We start from the raw sequence: 16,964 nt of genomic DNA on the forward strand, positions 1-16,964 counted from the left end.
GGGTGTCAGTAACCGACGCGGCTGACCATGCGCGCCAGGTCGACCAGCTTCGGGCCGAGTTCATTCTCCATCCGCTCTTTCGTCAGGGAAAAGGCATAGCCTCCGAGGTTGAAGGCCAGCATCGGTGTATTGGGTTGCTGGCTGGCATAGGGAACCGAAACAGCGTGAACGTCTTTCTGCCAGCCGCCGATATTGGCATAGAAACCCTTGGCGGCAATCTGTTCCTGGGCGTCGTGAATGCCCTCCAGCACCTCGTTCAGGCGGTCGGCGGGATAACGGTCGCGGATGCGCTCGATGATCTCGGCGCGCTCGGTCTCGGTGGTGCCGGCGATATAGGCGCGCCCCATCGCCGACCGGGCGAGCGAGATTCGCGACCCGACATTGAGTTGCAGCGAGATGACCCCTTCGGACCGGGCGGCGGCGATATAGGTGATCGCCATGTCGTCGCGCCCGCCCAGGGCCACCAGCACACCGTCGCCGCAATCGTCCGCCAGCTTCTGCATGTAGACCTGCGCCGTCTCGCGCACCTGCATTCCCGCCAGGCAGGCATAGCCCAGCGATAGCACGGGAACGCCCATACGATAGCGTCCGGTGCCATCGTCATAGACCAGATAGCCGGATTTCAGCAACGTGAAGGTCAGGCGGGAAACGGTGGAATTGGGCAGGCCCGTACGGTCCGCCAGCTCGGAATTGCCCAGTCCCGCCTTGTCGGAGGGGCGGAAGGCGCGCAGGATTTCCAGCCCCCGGTGCAGCGCCGTGACGAACTGGCGGTCGCTGTCGCCCCGGTCGAGGTCTGTCGCTGGTTCGCTTGCTCTTTTGCGCAATTGCTCGTTCCTTGTTGCACGCCGTCGGGTGATGGGTCCCGCGCAGCTACCTATTGGGGCGTGGCCGGTCAAGCGCAGGCGCCCCGCATCGCGTCACACAGTTTCGGCGCTGACGCGCTTCGCCTCTTTTTCCGCCAGCGCCCGCCACATCACCTTTCCCGCGCCCGATTTCGGCAGGCTGTCGACGAATTCGACCTGCCTGGGGCATTTGTAGGTGGCCATTTCTGCCTTGCACCAGGCGATGACCTCGGCTTCGCTGACCTGTGAACCGGCCCGGCGCACCGCGATCGCCTTGACTGATTCCCCGCGGCGCGGGTCGGCGGTGCCGATGATGCAGACTTCGCTCAGATCCGGGTGGCGGTGCATCAGGGCCTCGACCTCGGCCGGCCAGACCTTGAACCCGGAGGCGTTGATCATCCGTTTGACCCGGTCGACCATGAAGAAATAGCCATCCTCGTCGTATTGCGCGATATCGCCGGTGCGAAAGAACGCCTTGCCGTCGATCTGCACGAAGGCTTCGGCCGTGGCCTCGGGGCGCTGCCAGTAGCCGCGAAACACCTGCGGTGCGTGGATGATGACCTCGCCCGGCTGGTTGGGGCCGAGTTCGGCCCCGGTCTGAAGGTCGATCACGCGGGAATCGACGTTGATCACGGGAATGCCCAGGCACTGCCGCTTTGGCCGGTGCACGGGGTTGATGTGGGTGCCGGCCATGGTTTCGGACAGGCCGTACCCTTCGAGATAGTCGAGACCGGTCAGGGCGTGCAGGCGATCTGCCACCGCTGCGGGCATGGCCGCGCCACCGCCGCCGATACCGCGCAGGCTGGACAGGTCATAGTGTTCGATATCGGGCGTGTTCAGCAGGTCGATTGCCATCGTCGCGATGTTGCGCCACCGGGTGACACGGTGGCGTTCGATCAGCTTGCAGGCGGTTTCGCGGTCCCAGCGGGTCAGGATCAGCATTTCCTGACCCAGCAGGATCGGGATCGACATGGAGCTTTGCATCCCCGTGACGTGAAACAGCGGCAGCGACACAAGGTGCACCGCGTCCGGTTCCGCCGAGGGGTTCCAGACCGCGCCGCCATGGATCGTGGCCTGAACGCTGGCGTGGGTGTGCACGCAGCCCTTGGGATTGCCGGTGGTGCCGGAACTGTAGGGGATGACGGCCAGATCTTCGGCCCCTGCGGTGATCGGGCCGGGGGTGTGCCCTTCGGCGATGGCGGCACGAAATGGCGTGACGCCGGGACCGTCGCACAGCACATCGGACTGACCCCGAAGCGTCTCGAACAGGGGGATGTCGCAGGTGGGGTCGGTCATGTCGGCATAGGCGGCCGCGACGATATGATCGAGCAGGCCATCGCTTACCAGCGGGGCAAGGTGGTCGACCAGCTCGGTACCGCACAGCGCGATACGCGCGCCGGTGTCGCGGGCCAGGTGTTCCAGTTCGGCGCGGCGGTTCATCGGGTTGACCGGCACGACGGCAGCATCGGCGCGCAGGATCGCGTAATAGGCAATCATGCACTGCGGGGCATTCTGCATGTACAGCAGCACCCGGTCGCCACGCACCACGCCGCGCGCCTGTAGCCAGCCAGCAAGCCGTTCAACCTGCGCCAGCATTTCCGCATAGGTCAGGGTGACCCCGTGAAACCGGATGGCGACCTGATCGGGCACGCGCGTTGCGCTGTCGATCAGGTTCCGCGCCACGGAATAGGTCGGCAGGGTCATGTCGGTGGGCAGGCCGGGTGGCCAGTGTTTCATGTGCAGCAGGTGGTTGGGTGTATCGGGCATCAGACCTTCATCCCCGGCAGGTTCAGCGACGCGGTATTGCCGCCATCCACCGGCAGGGCCTGCCCGGTGATATAGCTGGCATCCTCGGAGGCGAGAAAGGCGATGGCGGCGGCGATTTCCTCGGGCCGTCCATAGCGGCGCAATTCGCAGCGCGAGCCCAGTTTCGCCTCTTTCCCGGCGTCGCGGGCGTAATCGAAAACGAACCTGGTCATGCCGGTTTCGATCAGGCCCGGGCAGACGGCGTTGACCCGCACGCCCTGCCCGCCAAGGTCGCAGGCCGCCGTCATGGTCAGGTTGATCACCCCGGCCTTGGAGGCGGAATAGGCATTGCCCCCGGCCCCGGACCGGATGCCCGCGACCGAGGCGGTGTTGACGATGGCGCCACTGCCCTGGCCCACCATGACGCGGGCGGTGTGCTTGAGCATCATCGCAAGGCCGATCAGGTTGACCCCCAGCACCTTGTGCCACATCTCGATTGAGTTGCTGGTAATCGGCTCCTTGTCGCAGATCACCCCAGCGTTGTTGGCAAGGGCGTCGATACGGCCATACCGGGCGACCACGGCGGCGACGGCGGCCTCGACCTGCGCCTCGTCCGCGATATTGCAGGGGTGGGTCATGTGGTCACCGCCGGGGGCGGCGGCGGTCAGGGCATCCTGGTCGAGGTCGATCAGGCAGACCCGCGCACCTTCGGAGGCAAGGCGATGCGCCGTGGCGCGGCCAATGCCGCTGGCGGCGCCGGTGACAATCGCGACCTTTCCATCATAGCGTTTCATGCGGTCTCCTTGCTCCAATAGGGGGCGCGCAGATCCCGTTTCAGGATCTTGCCGATCTCGCTGCGCGGCAGATCGGCGCGAAATTCGACGGCACTGATGCGCTGCAACTTGCCAAGGCGGGCATTGGCCCATTGCCGCAGGTCTTCGGCATCTGTCGGCGTCTCGGCCACCACCAGCGCCAGCGGCGTCTCGCCCCAGTCGGCGCTGGGCACGGCGATCACGGCAACGTCGGCCACGGCGGGATGCGCGCGCAGCACGGCCTCAAGATCGGCGGCATAGACGTTGAAGCCGCCGGTGATGATCATGTCCTTCTTGCGATCCAGCAGGTGCAGAAAGCCGTCCGCGTCAAGCCGCCCCATGTCGCCGGTGCGGATGAAATCATTGCCCTGTGAATCGCGCCACGTCGCCTCGGCGGTCTTGTCGGGGGCATTGAGGTAGCCCGGCATCATCGAGCCGGATCGCCCGGCGATTTCGCCGTAACTGCCGGGGGGCAGTTCCTGGCCATCCTCGCCGATGATCCTGACCTCGGATCCTTCGGCGATGCTGCCGGCGGTGTCCCATTTCGTCGGGTGCGCTTCACAGTTCAGAACGGTCGACACGCCGCCCTCGGTCATGCCGTAAAACTCCACCAGGTTGCCGGGCCAGCGCGCCATGATCCGTGCAATCAGCGGGCCGGGCAGGGGGGCCGAGGTCGAGAACTTGCAGACATAGCTGCCGAGGTCGTAATCGTCGAACGTCGGTTCGGCCATCAGGCGCATGTACTGCACGGGCACCAGCATGGCGTGGGTGGCGCGGTGGCGCTGTGACAGGTCCAGAAAGCCGATGGTGTTGAATTTCGACATGCTGACGATGCAGCCACCGCCCACCAGCCCCGACAGCACCGCGACCAGCGTGGTGTTGGAATAGAGCGGCGTCGACATGATCTGCACCGCGTCCGCATCCAGCCCCAGGTCGCAAAAGCGGCCGAACTGGCGGGACCGAAAGCGGTGTTCGTGCACGATGCCCTTGGGCGTGCCGGTGGTGCCCGACGAATAGATGATGTCAAAGAAATCATCGGCCGTGACGGTGACGGGCGCGGCCTCAGGCCCTGCGGCAAAGGCCTCCAGCTCCTCCAGCGCGATGACCTCGGCGCCCAGCGTATCGGCAACGGCGCGGTGCGTGGCGCTGGCAAACAGCAGCCCGGCGCCGCAATCGCTGCGCATCCTGGTCAGGGCTTCGGGGCTGGCGGACCAGGGCAGGGGCACCATGCAGGCCCCGGCACTCAGCACCCCGGCATACAGCGCCAGATGGGCCGCGCTGTTTTCCGACAGGGACATGACGCGCGCACCGGGGCCGATGCCACGTTCGGCCAGCCGCCCGGCGACGCGGGCGACCAGCGCGGCGAACTGCGCCCAGGTCAGGCTGACCTGTTCGTCGATGACGGCGATCTTGTCGGGGTGGCGGGCGGCGGCCTCCCGGATCATCTGGCCGAAATCGTTGAATTCCTCATCAGCCACCTGCGGCGCGCGCAGGCGAAGCTCCTCTCCCAGCATGTCGGGACCCTCCTCCCAAAGGGGTGTCATTGCGGAATAGCCTGCCACGAAGCGGAACAGGTCGTCAATATTCCGCTGATCGGAAAAGTTTTCCACACTATTGACCGGCTGCCCCATGCCGGGCATCAAGTGGGGCAGGTGAGGAGGAGGAGAACCGATGTACGACCATTTCCCGATATCGGACCGGGCGCGCGACCTGCGCTCGAAACTGATCGCTTTCATGGAGGAGCATATCTTTCCGAACGAGGCGGTCTTCGCCGAGCAGCACGCTGCGGGTGATCGCTGGACCCACCCGCCGATCATGGAGGAGCTGAAGGTCAAGGCGCGCGAGGCCGGCCTGTGGAACATGTTCCTGCCGCACTCGAAAGAGGGCTACGAGGGGATGGGCCTGACCAACGTGGAATACGCCACGCTCTGCGAACAGATGGGCAAGTCGCCGATCGGATCCGAACCCTTCAACTGCTCCGCCCCCGACACCGGCAACATGGAAACGCTGTTCCTGTATGGTGACGCCGACCAGCGCGCCAAGTGGCTGCGCCCGCTGATGGACGGCGAGATCCGGTCGTGCTTTTCCATGACCGAACCCGCGGTGGCCTCCTCGGATGCGACCAATATCGAGACGGAAATTCGCCGCGATGGCGACGACTACGTCATCAATGGCGTGAAATGGTGGTCCTCGGGCGCCATGGACAAGGCGTGCAAGATCGCCATCGTCATGGGCAAGACGGACAAGACGGCGGAAAAGCACCGCCAGCAGAGCATGATCCTGGTGCCGCTCGACACGCCGGGGGTCAAGATCGTACGCCCGCTGCACGTGATCGGCTATGACCATGCGCCGCACGGTCATGCCGAAATCCACTATGACAACGTGCGCGTTCCGGCCTCCAACATCCTGCTCGGCGAAGGCCGCGGGTTCGAAATCGCCCAAGGTCGCCTGGGGCCGGGTCGCATCCACCACTGCATGAGGTCGATCGGCCAGGCGGAACGCGCACTGCAATCGATGTGCGAGCGCGGGCTGCAACGCACCGCCTTCGGCACAGCCATCGCCGACATGGGTGTCAGCAAGCACTGGATCGCGGAGAGCCGCTGCGAGATCGAGCAGGCCCGTCTGCTGACAATGCACGCCGCCTACATGATGGACACCGTCGGAAACAAGGCTGCCCGGAAGGAGATCGCGATGATCAAGGTCGTCGGTGCCAACATGGTCCAGCGGGTGGTTGATCGCGCGATCCAGTTTCACGGGGCGCAGGGCGTCAGCCAGGACACCTTCCTTGGCGCGGCCTTTGCCAATGCGCGCACGATGCGGCTCGTCGACGGCCCGGACGAGGTGCACCGCGAAACCATCGCCAAGCTGGAATTGAAGCAATACCGCAACTGATGCGTCGCATGGGGGCGCTGCCCCCGGCGGCTTTCGCCGCCTCCCCCGGGGTATTTTCAGCCAGATGATAAAGAGCCTTGCTTTGACCGAGGCAAGTGGGCCTCCCTGTCATCTGGCCAGAAATACCCCAGGGGGAGTCTCCCGAAGGGAGGCGGGGGCAGCGCCCCCCACACCTCTCAACAGGTGTTATCGCTCACAGTTGCGCGCGAGTGCCGAAAGGCATTTTGCTGCGGCGCGGTCTGTGGAATAACTCTGAGCAAACCTCAGGAGTTTTTCATGCCAGCTATTGATCCCGCCCTTGTTCCCGAAGACCTGTTTCCTGTCATTGATGCGCTTTGTGCCACGGGCGCGCAGCTTTCCGGCGTGATCGCGCGCGGTCCGTTGGGGCAATCGCTCGGTGCCGGTGTCGGGGAAAATTCCGACGGCGATCAGCAAAAGGCGCTGGATGTCATGGCGGATGAGTTGTTCGAGGCCGCGCTGAAGCCGGCGGGGGTTCGTCACTATGCCTCCGAGGAGCAGGAAGTCGTGCTGACACTGGATCCGGAGGGGGCTTATGCGCTGGCGATAGATCCGCTGGATGGGTCGTCGAATATCGACGTCAATGTCACCATCGGAACGATCTTTTCGATCTTCCAGGCCGCGGAGGACGCAACGGCGAGTTTCCTGCGCCCGGCCTCGGAGCAGATCGCCGCGGGCTATATCGCGTATGGGCCGCAGACCCTGCTGGCCGTGACCTTTGGGGCCGGGACGTTGCTGTATGTCCTGGACCCCGAAACCGGGCGCTTTTCCCTGGCCAGCGAGGCGATGTCCCTGCCTGAGGCGGCAAGGGAGTATTCGATCAATGCCTCGAACCGGCGGCACTGGACCGCGCCCGTCCTGGCCTATGTCGAGGAATGCGAAGGCGGCACCCAGGGCAGCAAGGGCAAGGACATGAATTTTCGCTGGGTCGGGTCGCTGGTGGCGGAAACGCATCGTATCCTGACACGGGGCGGGACGTTCCTGTACCCCTCGGATGCACGCAAGGGCTATGAAAAAGGCCGGTTGCGCATGGTTTACGAGGTCGCGCCGATGGCGTTCCTGGTCGAGCAGGCGGGCGGGCAGGCGACGGATGGCAAGACGCCGATCCTGTCGTTGCAGGCCGGTGCGCTGCATGAGCGGTGCCCACTGGTGTTCGGATCCTCCGAGGAAGTGGCGCGGATCGCAGCCCTGCACGACTAAGCCCTGAACGGTGAGGTCACGGCGGAGCGGGCGGCGGAACTGCGTGCTTTTCCCGCCCGTCCGCAGCGTCTATATCGTCGGGCAATCAGTCTGGTTCGGAGTACCCACATGTCCTTTTCGCGTGCGTTGAAAATCGCGCCGTCGATCCTGTCGGCGGATTTCGCCAATTTCGGTGCCGAGATCGAGGCGGTCGAGGCGCAGGGCGCCGACTGGATCCACGTCGACGTGATGGACGGGCACTTTGTTCCCAACCTGACCTTTGGCCCGCCCCTGTGCGCCGGTATTCGCAAGCACATCGGCACGGTGATGGACGTGCATCTGATGATCTCGCCCGTGGATGCGTATATCGAGGCCTATGCGGCTGCGGGTGCCGACATCCTGACCGCCCATGTCGAAGCGGGTCCGCACAGCCATCGCACCTTGCAGGCGATTCGCGGCGCCGGATGCAAGGCGGGCGTGGCATTGAACCCGGGTACGCCGGTGGAAGCAGTGGATTACCTGCTGGATATGGTCGACCTGGTCTGCGTCATGACGGTGAACCCCGGTTTCGGGGGGCAGAAATTCATTCACAGCCAGATCGACAAGGTAAGGCGCCTGCGGGCGATGATCGGTGACCGCCCCATTCATATCGAGATCGACGGCGGAGTGACCCCGGAAACCGCACCGCTGGTGCGCGCGGCAGGGGCCGATGTGCTGGTGGCGGGATCTGCCGTGTTCAAGGGCGGCAGCGTGGCCAACCCCGGCCCCTACGGCGACAATATCCGCGCCATCCGCACCGCCTGCGACACGGCTGTTTGAACGCGGCTGTTTGAACACGGTTGTTCAAGCCAAGGCGGTTCAACGCATGACCGTGACATGACCGTGACATGACCGTGCAGGGGCGTTTGCGCGCGGGGCGACCCGCGCGGAGTCCTACATGCGGGCGAGTGCGCCGTTCTCGTCAGGCCCGTTGTAATCGGGGTCCTGCAACGGGAAGTCCAGCGTGATCCGGGTGCCCGAGGGGCCGGATTCCAGCGAGAATGTTCCGCCTAGCTGACGGGCCGAGGCCTCGATCACCTGCATGCCCAGGCCCTGCTGGGCCGTCACGCCGCCGGGAAGGCCGACGCCATTGTCCGACAGTTCCAGTTCGCAGCGGCCATCGACCTCGGTCTGCACATGGCAGCGCACGACGCCGTCACGGCCATCCGGAAAGGCGTGCTTGAAGGCATTGGCGGCGAATTCGTTCAGGATCACGCCAAGGGCCGCCGCCACGTCGGCATCGACATCGACCAGCGGCCAGCTTGATTCGATCCGCACATTGGGCGGAGCCGAGCCGCCGATCAGGCGGCAGACGCTGGTGCCGAAGTGGTTCAGATTGATGGTTTCGCTCTGCTCGGCGCGATACAGCTGTTCGTGCAGCGAGGCGACCGTTTCGATCCGGCGCCGCACGTGTTCCAGCGCCGCGCGGGCCTCTTCGCCCTTGACGTCGCGGGCCTGCATCCGGGTGAGTGCCGAGACGGATTGCAGCGAATTCTTGACCCGGTGATCGACCTCGCGGCGCATCAGTTCGGCCTGGCGCAGGGACCGCCGCAATTCCATCTGCGAAATGACCTGACGCGCCAGCACCTTCAGCGCGTCGCGCTGCAACGGTGTCAGCTTGTTGGGCTGGGTGTCCAGCACGCAGAGCGACCCGATCGGATAGCCGTCATCGGACGTCAGCACCGCACCGGCGTAATAGCGCAGGTTCATGTCGCCCACGACCAGCGGGTTATCCCTGGTGCGCGGGTCGGCCGTGGTATCCGTGACCTCCAGAAAACCATCCTCGGCCAGGATCGCATGGGCGCAGATGGATTCCTCCAGCGTGGTCTGGCTCTCCTCGAGGCCGGTCTTCGCCTTGAACCACTGTCGGTCTTCGTCGACCAGGCTGATCAGCGAGATCGGCATGCCGCACAGCGCCGAGGCCAGCTTGACCACATCGTCAAACGGTTCCTCGGGGTCGGTGTCGAGCACTTCGAAGGAATTCAGTTCGGCCAATCGTCTGGCCTGGTCGTGGTGCAGCGGCGCTTGCATGATCGGTCTTTCGAGAAGGAAATTGCGGCGCACGATCGCCGAAACCGACCTGTGACCCAATGACGGGATATACCCATGCAACCCTGCCTTTGCAAATCAGAATGAACGGAGGAAGACAACTTCGCTGTTCTTGGTGAATTTTAGGCAATTTCTTTTTAACTCAGTAAGTTAACTTACCATTCGGTCAAAGACCTGGACCGGCGAGTCTGCGGATCAGCTCTGCCGCGTTGCGCACCGCGTGCTTGCGCAGCAATCGGGCGCGCACGTCCTCGATACTGCGCGGCGAAAGGCCGAGGCCGCGGGCGATTTCCTTGCTGGTCAGGCCGCGGGCCAGTCCCGCGACGACATCGCGTTCGCGCGGGGTCAGGCGGCTGGTTTCGGCGCGCGCCAGGGGGGCATAGCTCATCACCACGCGGTCCAGCGGGGCCTCGGGCGTCAGCGTGCGGGCGCGGAACCGCACCCAGAAGGTGCCACCCCCGGCGCGGTGCATCATCCGCTCGTCGCTGTAGACGCCGTGATCGTGCAGCGCGGTCATGCCGACATCGCGCACCGTGTCGAATTCTTGGTCGCTGGCATACAGAACGCGGAAAGATTGCCCGATCAGCGCGGTGCGTTCGCGCCCCATCATCGCCGCAAACGGCATGTTGCAGGCCCGGATAACCCGTTGTTCCGAAAGGACAAGACCCACCGGGGCCTGATCCCAGGCGATCTGTTCCATGCTGTCCATGCGTCCCCCATACCGTAATCATACGGTATTGGCACCGTAGTGCGGACGCGCGCAGCATGAAAGCATGAATGACCGCACCCCCCTTCACGTTTCGCTGCACGCAGCGATTGCCGACCGGCGCGACGACCTGATCGCGCTGACACAGGAGTTGATCCGTATCCCGACGCTGAACCCGCCGGGCGACAACTACCTCGAAATCTGCGAATACCTCGACCGGCGGCTTTCGGCCTCGGGGTTCGACACGCAGCTGATCCGGGCCTTTGGTGCGCCGGGTGACAGCGACAAGTACCCGCGCTGGAACATCGTCGCCCGGCGCGATGGCACGCGCAGCGGCGAATGCGTCCACTTCAACAGCCATATCGACGTGGTCGACGTCGGCAAGGGCTGGACGACGGACCCCTTCGGCGGCGAACTGAAGGATGGCAAGATCTATGGCCGGGGGGCCTGCGACATGAAGGGCGGCCTGGCCGCCAGCATCATCGCCGCCGAGGCGTTCCTTGCCGTCGTCCCCGACTGGGCCGGTGCGATCGAGATTTCCGGTACGGCGGACGAGGAATCGGGCGGCTTTGGCGGGGTCGCGTACCTGGCCGAAAAGGGCCATTTCGCCAACGTCCACCACGTCATCATTCCCGAACCGCTGAACGTCGATCGCATCTGCCTCGGCCATCGCGGCGTCTGGTGGGCCGAGATCGAGACCCATGGCGAAATCGCCCATGGCTCCATGCCGTTCCTCGGCGATTGCGCCGTGCGCCACATGGGCGCCGTCCTGCACGAGATGGAAGAGACGCTGTTCCCGGCGCTGGCGAACAAGCACACCGCGATGCCGGTGGTGCCCGAAGGCGCAAAGCAATCGACCTTGAACATCAACTCTCTGCATGGCGGGCAGGCCGAAATTTCGCGCGACGAAACCGGCCTGCCCAGCCCCTGCGTCCCCGACAGCGCCCGCATGGTGCTGGACCGCCGCTTTTTGATCGAGGAAAGCATCGAAGAGGTGATGGGCGAAATTCAGGGCGTGCTCGACCGCGTCTCGGCCCGCCGCCCGACCTTCAGCTACGACATGCGAGAGATGATGCGCGTGCTGCCCAGCATGACCGACAAGGACTCGCCCGTGGTGCAGACCGTGTCGCGCGCGATCAACGATACCCTGGGGCGCGCTCCGCAATACGTGGTGTCACCCGGCACCTATGACCAGAAACACATCGACCGGATCGGCAAGCTCAAGAACTGCATCGCCTATGGGCCGGGCATTCTGGATCTGGCGCACAAGCCCGACGAATATGTCGGGGTCGAGGACATGCTGCAATCGGCCGAAGTCATGGCCCTGTCGCTGGCAGAGCTGCTGGTGGATCGCTGAGCCCGCTCTTGCACCGCCTGCAATAACGGGGCCAACTGGCCGCAGATGCTGCGCGTGCGAAGTCTGGACGCGCGCGCCGTTTCCACCGATGATGACCCCGGCTTTGCGGGGGGCCTGGCCAAGGGTCCGCGCACCGGCAACAGCTCCAACGTGGGCAAGAACAGGGAGAACGACATGATTGCCAAGATTTCGGCAGCCGGGCTGGCCTCGGTGCTGGCACTGACACTGGGTGCGGGCGGCGCGCAGGCGCAAAAGATGGACCTGACGCTGGGCCTGCAACTCGAGCCGCCAAACCTCGATCCGACCTCTTCGGCGGCGGGGGCGATCGACCAGGTGGTCTATTCCAACATCTTCGAGGGGCTGACCCGTTTTGGCCCCGATGGCTCCGTCAATCCAGGCCTCGCGAAAAGCTGGGATATCTCGGACGACGGGCTGACCTATACCTTTCACCTGGTCGAGGGCGCCAAGTTCCACGATGGCACCGACTTCGAGGCGACGGACGTCAAGTTCTCGCTTGACCGGGCGCGCGCCGATGACAGCACCAATGCCCAGAAGGCCCTGTTCGCGGGCATCGCCTCGGTCGATGTCGTCGATCCCGCGACCGTCACTGTCACGCTGACCAGCCCGGATGGCTCCTTTCCGTTCAAGATGGCCTGGGGCGACGCCGTGATCGTGGCCCCCGAAAGCATCGATACCATCGCCAATGATCCGATCGGCACCGGCGCGTTCAAGTTCTCGAAGTGGGTGCAGGGCGATTCCGTGACGATGGTGAAGAACCCCGACTACTGGGGCACGCCGGCACAGCTCGACAGCGCGACGATCAAGTTCATCTCGGATCCGACAGCGGCCTTCGCTGCCGTGATGGCCGGCGATGTCGACGCCTTCGGCGCCTTCCCCGCCCCGGAAAACCTGCCCCAGTTCGAGGCCGACCCGCGCTTCCAGGTGCTGATCGGCTCGACCGAAGGCGAGACGATCCTGGCGATGAACAACGGCCGCCCGCCCTTCGACAACAAGCTGGTGCGCGAAGCCGTGGCCCACGCCATCAACCGCCCCGAAATCATCGACGGCGCGATGTTCGGCTACGGCACGCCGATCGGCACCTTCTTTGCACCGCACAACCCGGACTACGTCGATCTGACCAACCTGTCTGACTACGACCCGGAAAAATCGAAGGCGCTGCTGGAAGAGGCCGGCGTCGCCCTGCCGCTCAAGGTCAAGATGACCCTTCCGCCCCCCTCCTACGCCCGGCGCGGCGGTGAAATCGTCGCGGCCGAACTGCGTGCGGTGGGGATCGAACCCGAGATCGAGAATGTCGAATGGTCACAATGGCTCGAGACGACGTTCAAGGGCGCGCACGACTATGACCTGACGATCATCTCGCATACCGAACCGATGGATATCGGGATCTACGCCAACCCGGAATACTATTTCCAGTACGACAATCCGGAGTTTCAGAATCTGATGTCCGACCTGACCCGTGTCACGGACGAGGCGGAACGCTCGGATATGCTGAAACAGGCACAGACGATTCTGGCAGAAGACTACGTCAGCGGCTTCCTGTTCCAGCTGCCGATGCAGACGGTCGCCAATGCCAAGATCGAGGGACTCTGGGTCAACGCTCCGACGCAAGCCGCCGATCTGACTGCAGTCCACTGGGTCGACTGACATTTCGGGCTGCCGGGGTGACTTGCTCCGGCAGCTCGCCGCCCGCGGTTCCGTGCCTGTCGCGCGGGCAGATGCCTCCGGCGGGGGTATTTTGGGCCAGATGACAAAGAGCGCCTCCAAGGGGTTTCCCTGTCGGAAATATCCCGGGGGAGTCGCGCGGCACGCGCGGCGGGGGCAGCGCCCCCACCGCAGATGACAGATGGCATTGAGATCGACATGACACCGACTCGGGAAGATATTCCATGCTTCGCTACACATTGACGCGACTGACCTCGCTGATCCTCAGCCTGGTTGCGGCGTCTGTCGTGATCTTTGCCGCGATCGAGGTTCTGCCGGGTGATCCTGCGTCGGTCATGCTGGGGGTCAATGCGCAGGAAGACACCTTGGCGGCATTGCGCACCGAGCTTGGGTTGGACCAGGCACCGGCGGAGCGCTACGTCACGTGGGTGTCGGGCATGGTGCACGGGGATTTCGGCGTATCCTATACCTATCGCACGCCGGTGGCGCAGATGATCGTCGATCGTTTGCAGGTCTCGTTGCCGCTGGCGCTCTATGCGCTGGCGCTGACGGTACTGATTGCCTTTCCGGTCGGGATCTGGGCGGCGTCACGGCGCGGATCCGTTGCCGATGTTTCCGTCATGGGGCTGACACAGCTGGGGGTGGCCGTTCCCAACTTCTGGTTCGCCATGCTGATGGTGCTGGTCTTTGCCATCAATCTGCAATGGTTCTCTGCCGGGGGCTTTGCCGGCTGGAGCGAGGGGCCCTTGCTGGCGATCAAGTCGCTGACCCTGCCGGCCATCGCCCTGGCGTTGCCGCAGGCGTCGATCCTGGCGCGGGTCATGCGCTCGGCCCTGCTGGATACCCTGTCCGAGGATTTCATCCGCACCGCGCGGGCCAAGGGGCTGACACGCCGTCAGGCCTTGTGGCGGCATGCGTTGCGAAATGCGATGATCCCTGTCCTGACCATCATCGGCATGCAGTTTTCCTTTCTGCTGGCCGGCGGGATCATCATCGAGAACGTCTTTTATCTGCCCGGCCTGGGCAGGCTGATCTTTCAGGCAATTTCCGCGCGCGATCTGATCGTGGTGGAAAGCGTCGTCATGCTGCTGGTCTTTGCCGTCGTCATGGTCAATTTCCTGGTCGAGCTCGCCTATGCCTTCGTTGACCCCCGGCTGAGGGTGCGCAGATGAGCGAGCCGTCCCTGTCCCCCGCGCAGACGCCATCGACGCTGCGGATCGTCCTGCGGTCGCGCAGCCTGATCCTCGGGCTGGTGCTGACGCTGACCTTTGTCGCCGCTGCGCTGATCAGTTTTGTCTGGGTGCCCTACGACATCGCGACCCTGGACATCGCCAACAAGATCAAGGGGCCGAGCGGCGCGCACTGGCTGGGGACCGATCATTATGGCCGCGATATCGCCTCGATGATCATGCAGGGCGCGCGCACCTCGATTGCCGTGGCCGTGCTGGCGGTCGGCATCGGGATGCTGATCGGGGTGCCGCTGGGCCTGTGGGCCGCCGCGCGGCGGGGCAGCCTGCTGGACGAGGTCATCATGCGCACCAACGACCTGGTCTTTGCCTTTCCGTCGCTGCTGATCGCCGTCATGATCACCTCGGCCTTTGGCCCGTCTGCCACCAACGCTATCATTGCCATCGGCATCTTCAACATTCCCGTCTTTGCCCGGCTGACCCGCTCAAGCGCGCTGAGCCTGTGGCAGCGCGACTATATCCTGGCCGCCCGGGTTGCCGGCAAGGGCGCGGCGCGCATCAGCTGGGAACATATCCTGCCCAATATCACCAACATGATGATCGTGCAGGGCACCATCCAGTTTTCGCTGGGCATCCTGGCCGAGGCGGGCCTCAGCTATGTCGGGCTTGGCGCACAGCCGCCGACGCCAAGCTGGGGGCGCATGCTGGCGGACAGTCAGACGTTCATTTCGTTTGCTCCGCACATGGCGCTGTTTCCCGGTCTTGCCATCCTGCTGACCGTGCTGGGGCTGAACCTGATGGGCGACGGCTTGCGCGACCTCTTTGATCCCAAGCTGCGCAGGGGCCGTACATGAGCCTTTTGACAATCGAGAACCTGTCGCTGTCGATCCACGGCACGCCGATCCTGCATGACGTGTCGCTGTCCGTCGCACCGGGGCAGATCCTCGGCGTGATCGGGGAAAGCGGCTCGGGCAAGTCGATGACCGCCTTTGCCACCATGCAACTGCTGCCCGCGGGGGCGGCCTGCACCGGGCGCATTTCCCTGTCCGGGCAGGACGTGCTGGACCTGTCCGAGGCGCAGATGTGTGCGCTGCGCGGCAATGCCGTCGGCATGGTGTTCCAGGAGCCGATGACGGCGCTGAACCCGCTGAAGACCATTGGCGATCAGGTTGCCGAAACCATCCTGGTGCATGAACGGATCAGCCGGCGCGAGGCGATGGACCGCGCCCGCGACGCCCTGGCCCGCGCCGAGCTGCCCGAGGACCGCTTTCCGCTGACGCGCTATCCGCATGAGTTGTCGGGCGGTCAGCGGCAGCGGGTTGTCATCGCCATGGCCATCGCCCTGCGCCCGGCGCTGCTGATCGCGGATGAACCGACGACGGCGCTGGATGTGACCACGCAGGCGCAGATCCTGAAACTGCTGACGCGGCTGGTGCGCGAGGATGGCATGGGCCTGCTGATCATCAGTCACGACCTTGCCGTGGTGGCCGACATGGCGGACGAGATCGCGATCATGCAACGCGGCCGCGTGGTCGAACATGGCCCTGCCAGGACCCTGTTCCAGACCATGCAGCACCCCTATTCGCGCGCGCTGCTGGCGGCCTCGACCCATGCGCCGGACCGTGACCCGGTGATCAACGACGACGCGCTGCTGGTCGTGCAGGACGTGGTGCGCAGCTATACCCTGCCGCGCAAGGCGCTGTTCGGGCCGCCGCGCGTGATCCATGCGGTGCGCGGCGTGTCGTTTCAGATCAAGCGCGGCGAAAGCCTGGGGCTGGTGGGCGAATCCGGCTGCGGCAAATCCACCCTGACCCGCGCCATCCTGGGGCTGGAACAGGTGCAATCGGGCGAAATCACCCTTGGCGGTCAGCCGGTCTTCACCGGCCACCGGCCCAACCCGCAGGTGCGCCGCCGCCTTCAGGTGGTGTTTCAGGACCCCTACGGCAGCTTCAACCCCCGCCACCGGGTCGGGCGCCTTGTCACCGAACCGTTCCACCTGTCGGAAAACCCGCCGCAGGGCGCCGCACGCGCCGCCGCCATTGCCGAGGCGCTGGAGGCGGTCGGCCTGACGGCTGCGGATCAGCACAAGTACATCCACGAATTCAGCGGCGGCCAGCGCCAGCGCATCGCCATTGCCCGTGCCCTGATCACCAAACCCGACCTGATCATCCTGGACGAGGCCGTCAGCGCGCTCGACGTGCAGGTGCGCGCCCAGATCCTCGATCTGCTGGCAGATCTTTCGGATCGCTTCGGGCTGACGTATCTGTTCATCAGCCACGACCTGTCGGTCGTCCGCTCGATCACCGACCGCGTGCTGGTGATGCAGCTGGGCGAGATCGTCGAACAGGGGGCGACCGAACAGGTGCTCGACAACCCGCAGCATCCCTATACACAACAGCTGGTCGCGGCCGCGCCGCGCCTGCCCGAAGACGTCTGAGAGAAGGAGAGGCCCCC

The 16,964-nt window shown here is 64.7% G+C and carries 14 protein-coding genes; 8 read left to right on the top strand and 6 right to left on the bottom strand.

The window, feature by feature from the left end; all coding sequences use genetic code 11:
• Window positions 1-5 precede the first annotated feature (5 nt).
• From DL237_RS16575 to DL237_RS16590, 4 genes are all read right to left on the bottom strand, one after another.
• Window positions 6-824: an IclR family transcriptional regulator gene (locus tag DL237_RS16575; protein WP_147405372.1), complete on the bottom strand. Its 819-nt coding sequence runs from the start codon at window positions 822-824 to the stop codon at window positions 6-8.
• 93 nt (window positions 825-917) lie between these two features.
• Window positions 918-2,609 (bottom strand): long-chain-fatty-acid--CoA ligase, encoded by a 1,692-nt coding sequence (locus tag DL237_RS16580; protein ID WP_119400208.1) that lies wholly within the window; start codon window positions 2,607-2,609, stop codon window positions 918-920.
• Window positions 2,609-3,382 carry an SDR family NAD(P)-dependent oxidoreductase gene (locus tag DL237_RS16585; RefSeq protein WP_119400209.1) on the bottom strand — a complete coding sequence of 258 codons (774 nt, stop codon included), beginning with the start codon at window positions 3,380-3,382 and terminating at the stop codon, window positions 2,609-2,611. The genes DL237_RS16580 and DL237_RS16585 overlap by 1 nt, the downstream gene beginning before the upstream one ends.
• Window positions 3,379-4,944, bottom strand: a complete 1,566-nt coding sequence (locus tag DL237_RS16590) for a class I adenylate-forming enzyme family protein (RefSeq protein WP_233545035.1) — start codon at window positions 4,942-4,944, stop codon at window positions 3,379-3,381. Before DL237_RS16590 ends, DL237_RS16585 begins: the two co-directional genes overlap by 4 nt.
• A 127-nt stretch (window positions 4,945-5,071) precedes the next feature.
• Between DL237_RS16590 and DL237_RS16595 the strand changes: the two genes are divergently transcribed.
• The 3 genes from DL237_RS16595 to rpe all read left to right on the top strand — a co-directional run bounded on the left by DL237_RS16595 (window position 5,072) and on the right by rpe (window position 8,308).
• Complete coding sequence (locus DL237_RS16595) at window positions 5,072-6,292, top strand: acyl-CoA dehydrogenase family protein (RefSeq protein WP_119400210.1); 1,221 nt, start codon at window positions 5,072-5,074, stop codon at window positions 6,290-6,292.
• A gap of 276 nt (window positions 6,293-6,568) precedes the next feature.
• Window positions 6,569-7,510 carry a class 1 fructose-bisphosphatase gene (locus DL237_RS16600; RefSeq protein ID WP_119400211.1) on the top strand — a complete coding sequence of 314 codons (942 nt, stop codon included), beginning with the start codon at window positions 6,569-6,571 and terminating at the stop codon, window positions 7,508-7,510.
• Between the two features lie 108 nt (window positions 7,511-7,618).
• Entirely contained in the window at window positions 7,619-8,308 is a 690-nt protein-coding gene (gene rpe, locus DL237_RS16605; RefSeq protein WP_119400212.1) for a ribulose-phosphate 3-epimerase, read from the top strand.
• A 114-nt stretch (window positions 8,309-8,422) separates the two neighbouring features.
• On the opposite strand, the gene DL237_RS16610 is transcribed toward rpe, so the two are convergent.
• Together DL237_RS16610 and DL237_RS16615 are read right to left on the bottom strand one after the other, a co-directional pair.
• Complete coding sequence (locus DL237_RS16610; protein ID WP_119400213.1) at window positions 8,423-9,559, bottom strand: histidine kinase dimerization/phosphoacceptor domain -containing protein; 1,137 nt, start codon at window positions 9,557-9,559, stop codon at window positions 8,423-8,425.
• Window positions 9,560-9,743: 184 nt separating this feature from the next.
• Window positions 9,744-10,286: a PAS and helix-turn-helix domain-containing protein gene (locus DL237_RS16615; RefSeq protein WP_119400214.1), complete on the bottom strand. Its 543-nt coding sequence runs from the start codon at window positions 10,284-10,286 to the stop codon at window positions 9,744-9,746.
• Window positions 10,287-10,350: 64 nt separating this feature from the next.
• Here DL237_RS16615 and DL237_RS16620 point away from each other — a divergent pair, with 64 nt between their 5' ends.
• The 5 genes from DL237_RS16620 (at window position 10,351) to DL237_RS16640 (ending at window position 16,947) form a co-directional block, all read left to right on the top strand.
• Window positions 10,351-11,640 (top strand): acetylornithine deacetylase/succinyl-diaminopimelate desuccinylase family protein, encoded by a 1,290-nt coding sequence (locus tag DL237_RS16620; RefSeq protein WP_119400215.1) that lies wholly within the window; start codon window positions 10,351-10,353, stop codon window positions 11,638-11,640.
• A gap of 174 nt (window positions 11,641-11,814) precedes the next feature.
• Window positions 11,815-13,305, top strand: coding sequence for an ABC transporter substrate-binding protein (locus DL237_RS16625; protein WP_119400291.1), 1,491 nt, complete (start codon window positions 11,815-11,817; stop codon window positions 13,303-13,305).
• Between the two features lie 242 nt (window positions 13,306-13,547).
• Window positions 13,548-14,495 carry an ABC transporter permease gene (locus DL237_RS16630; protein WP_119400216.1) on the top strand — a complete coding sequence of 316 codons (948 nt, stop codon included), beginning with the start codon at window positions 13,548-13,550 and terminating at the stop codon, window positions 14,493-14,495.
• The gene (locus tag DL237_RS16635) at window positions 14,492-15,364 is read left to right on the top strand and encodes an ABC transporter permease (protein WP_119400217.1); all 873 of its coding nucleotides are present in this window, start codon (window positions 14,492-14,494) and stop codon (window positions 15,362-15,364) included. Before DL237_RS16630 ends, DL237_RS16635 begins: the two co-directional genes overlap by 4 nt.
• Window positions 15,361-16,947: an ABC transporter ATP-binding protein gene (locus tag DL237_RS16640; RefSeq protein WP_119400218.1), complete on the top strand. Its 1,587-nt coding sequence runs from the start codon at window positions 15,361-15,363 to the stop codon at window positions 16,945-16,947. Before DL237_RS16635 ends, DL237_RS16640 begins: the two co-directional genes overlap by 4 nt.
• Window positions 16,948-16,964 lie beyond the last annotated feature (17 nt).

The organism is Pseudooceanicola sediminis, assembly GCF_003575965.1.
Taxonomy (GTDB): Bacteria; Pseudomonadota; Alphaproteobacteria; order Rhodobacterales; family Rhodobacteraceae; genus Pseudooceanicola; species Pseudooceanicola sediminis.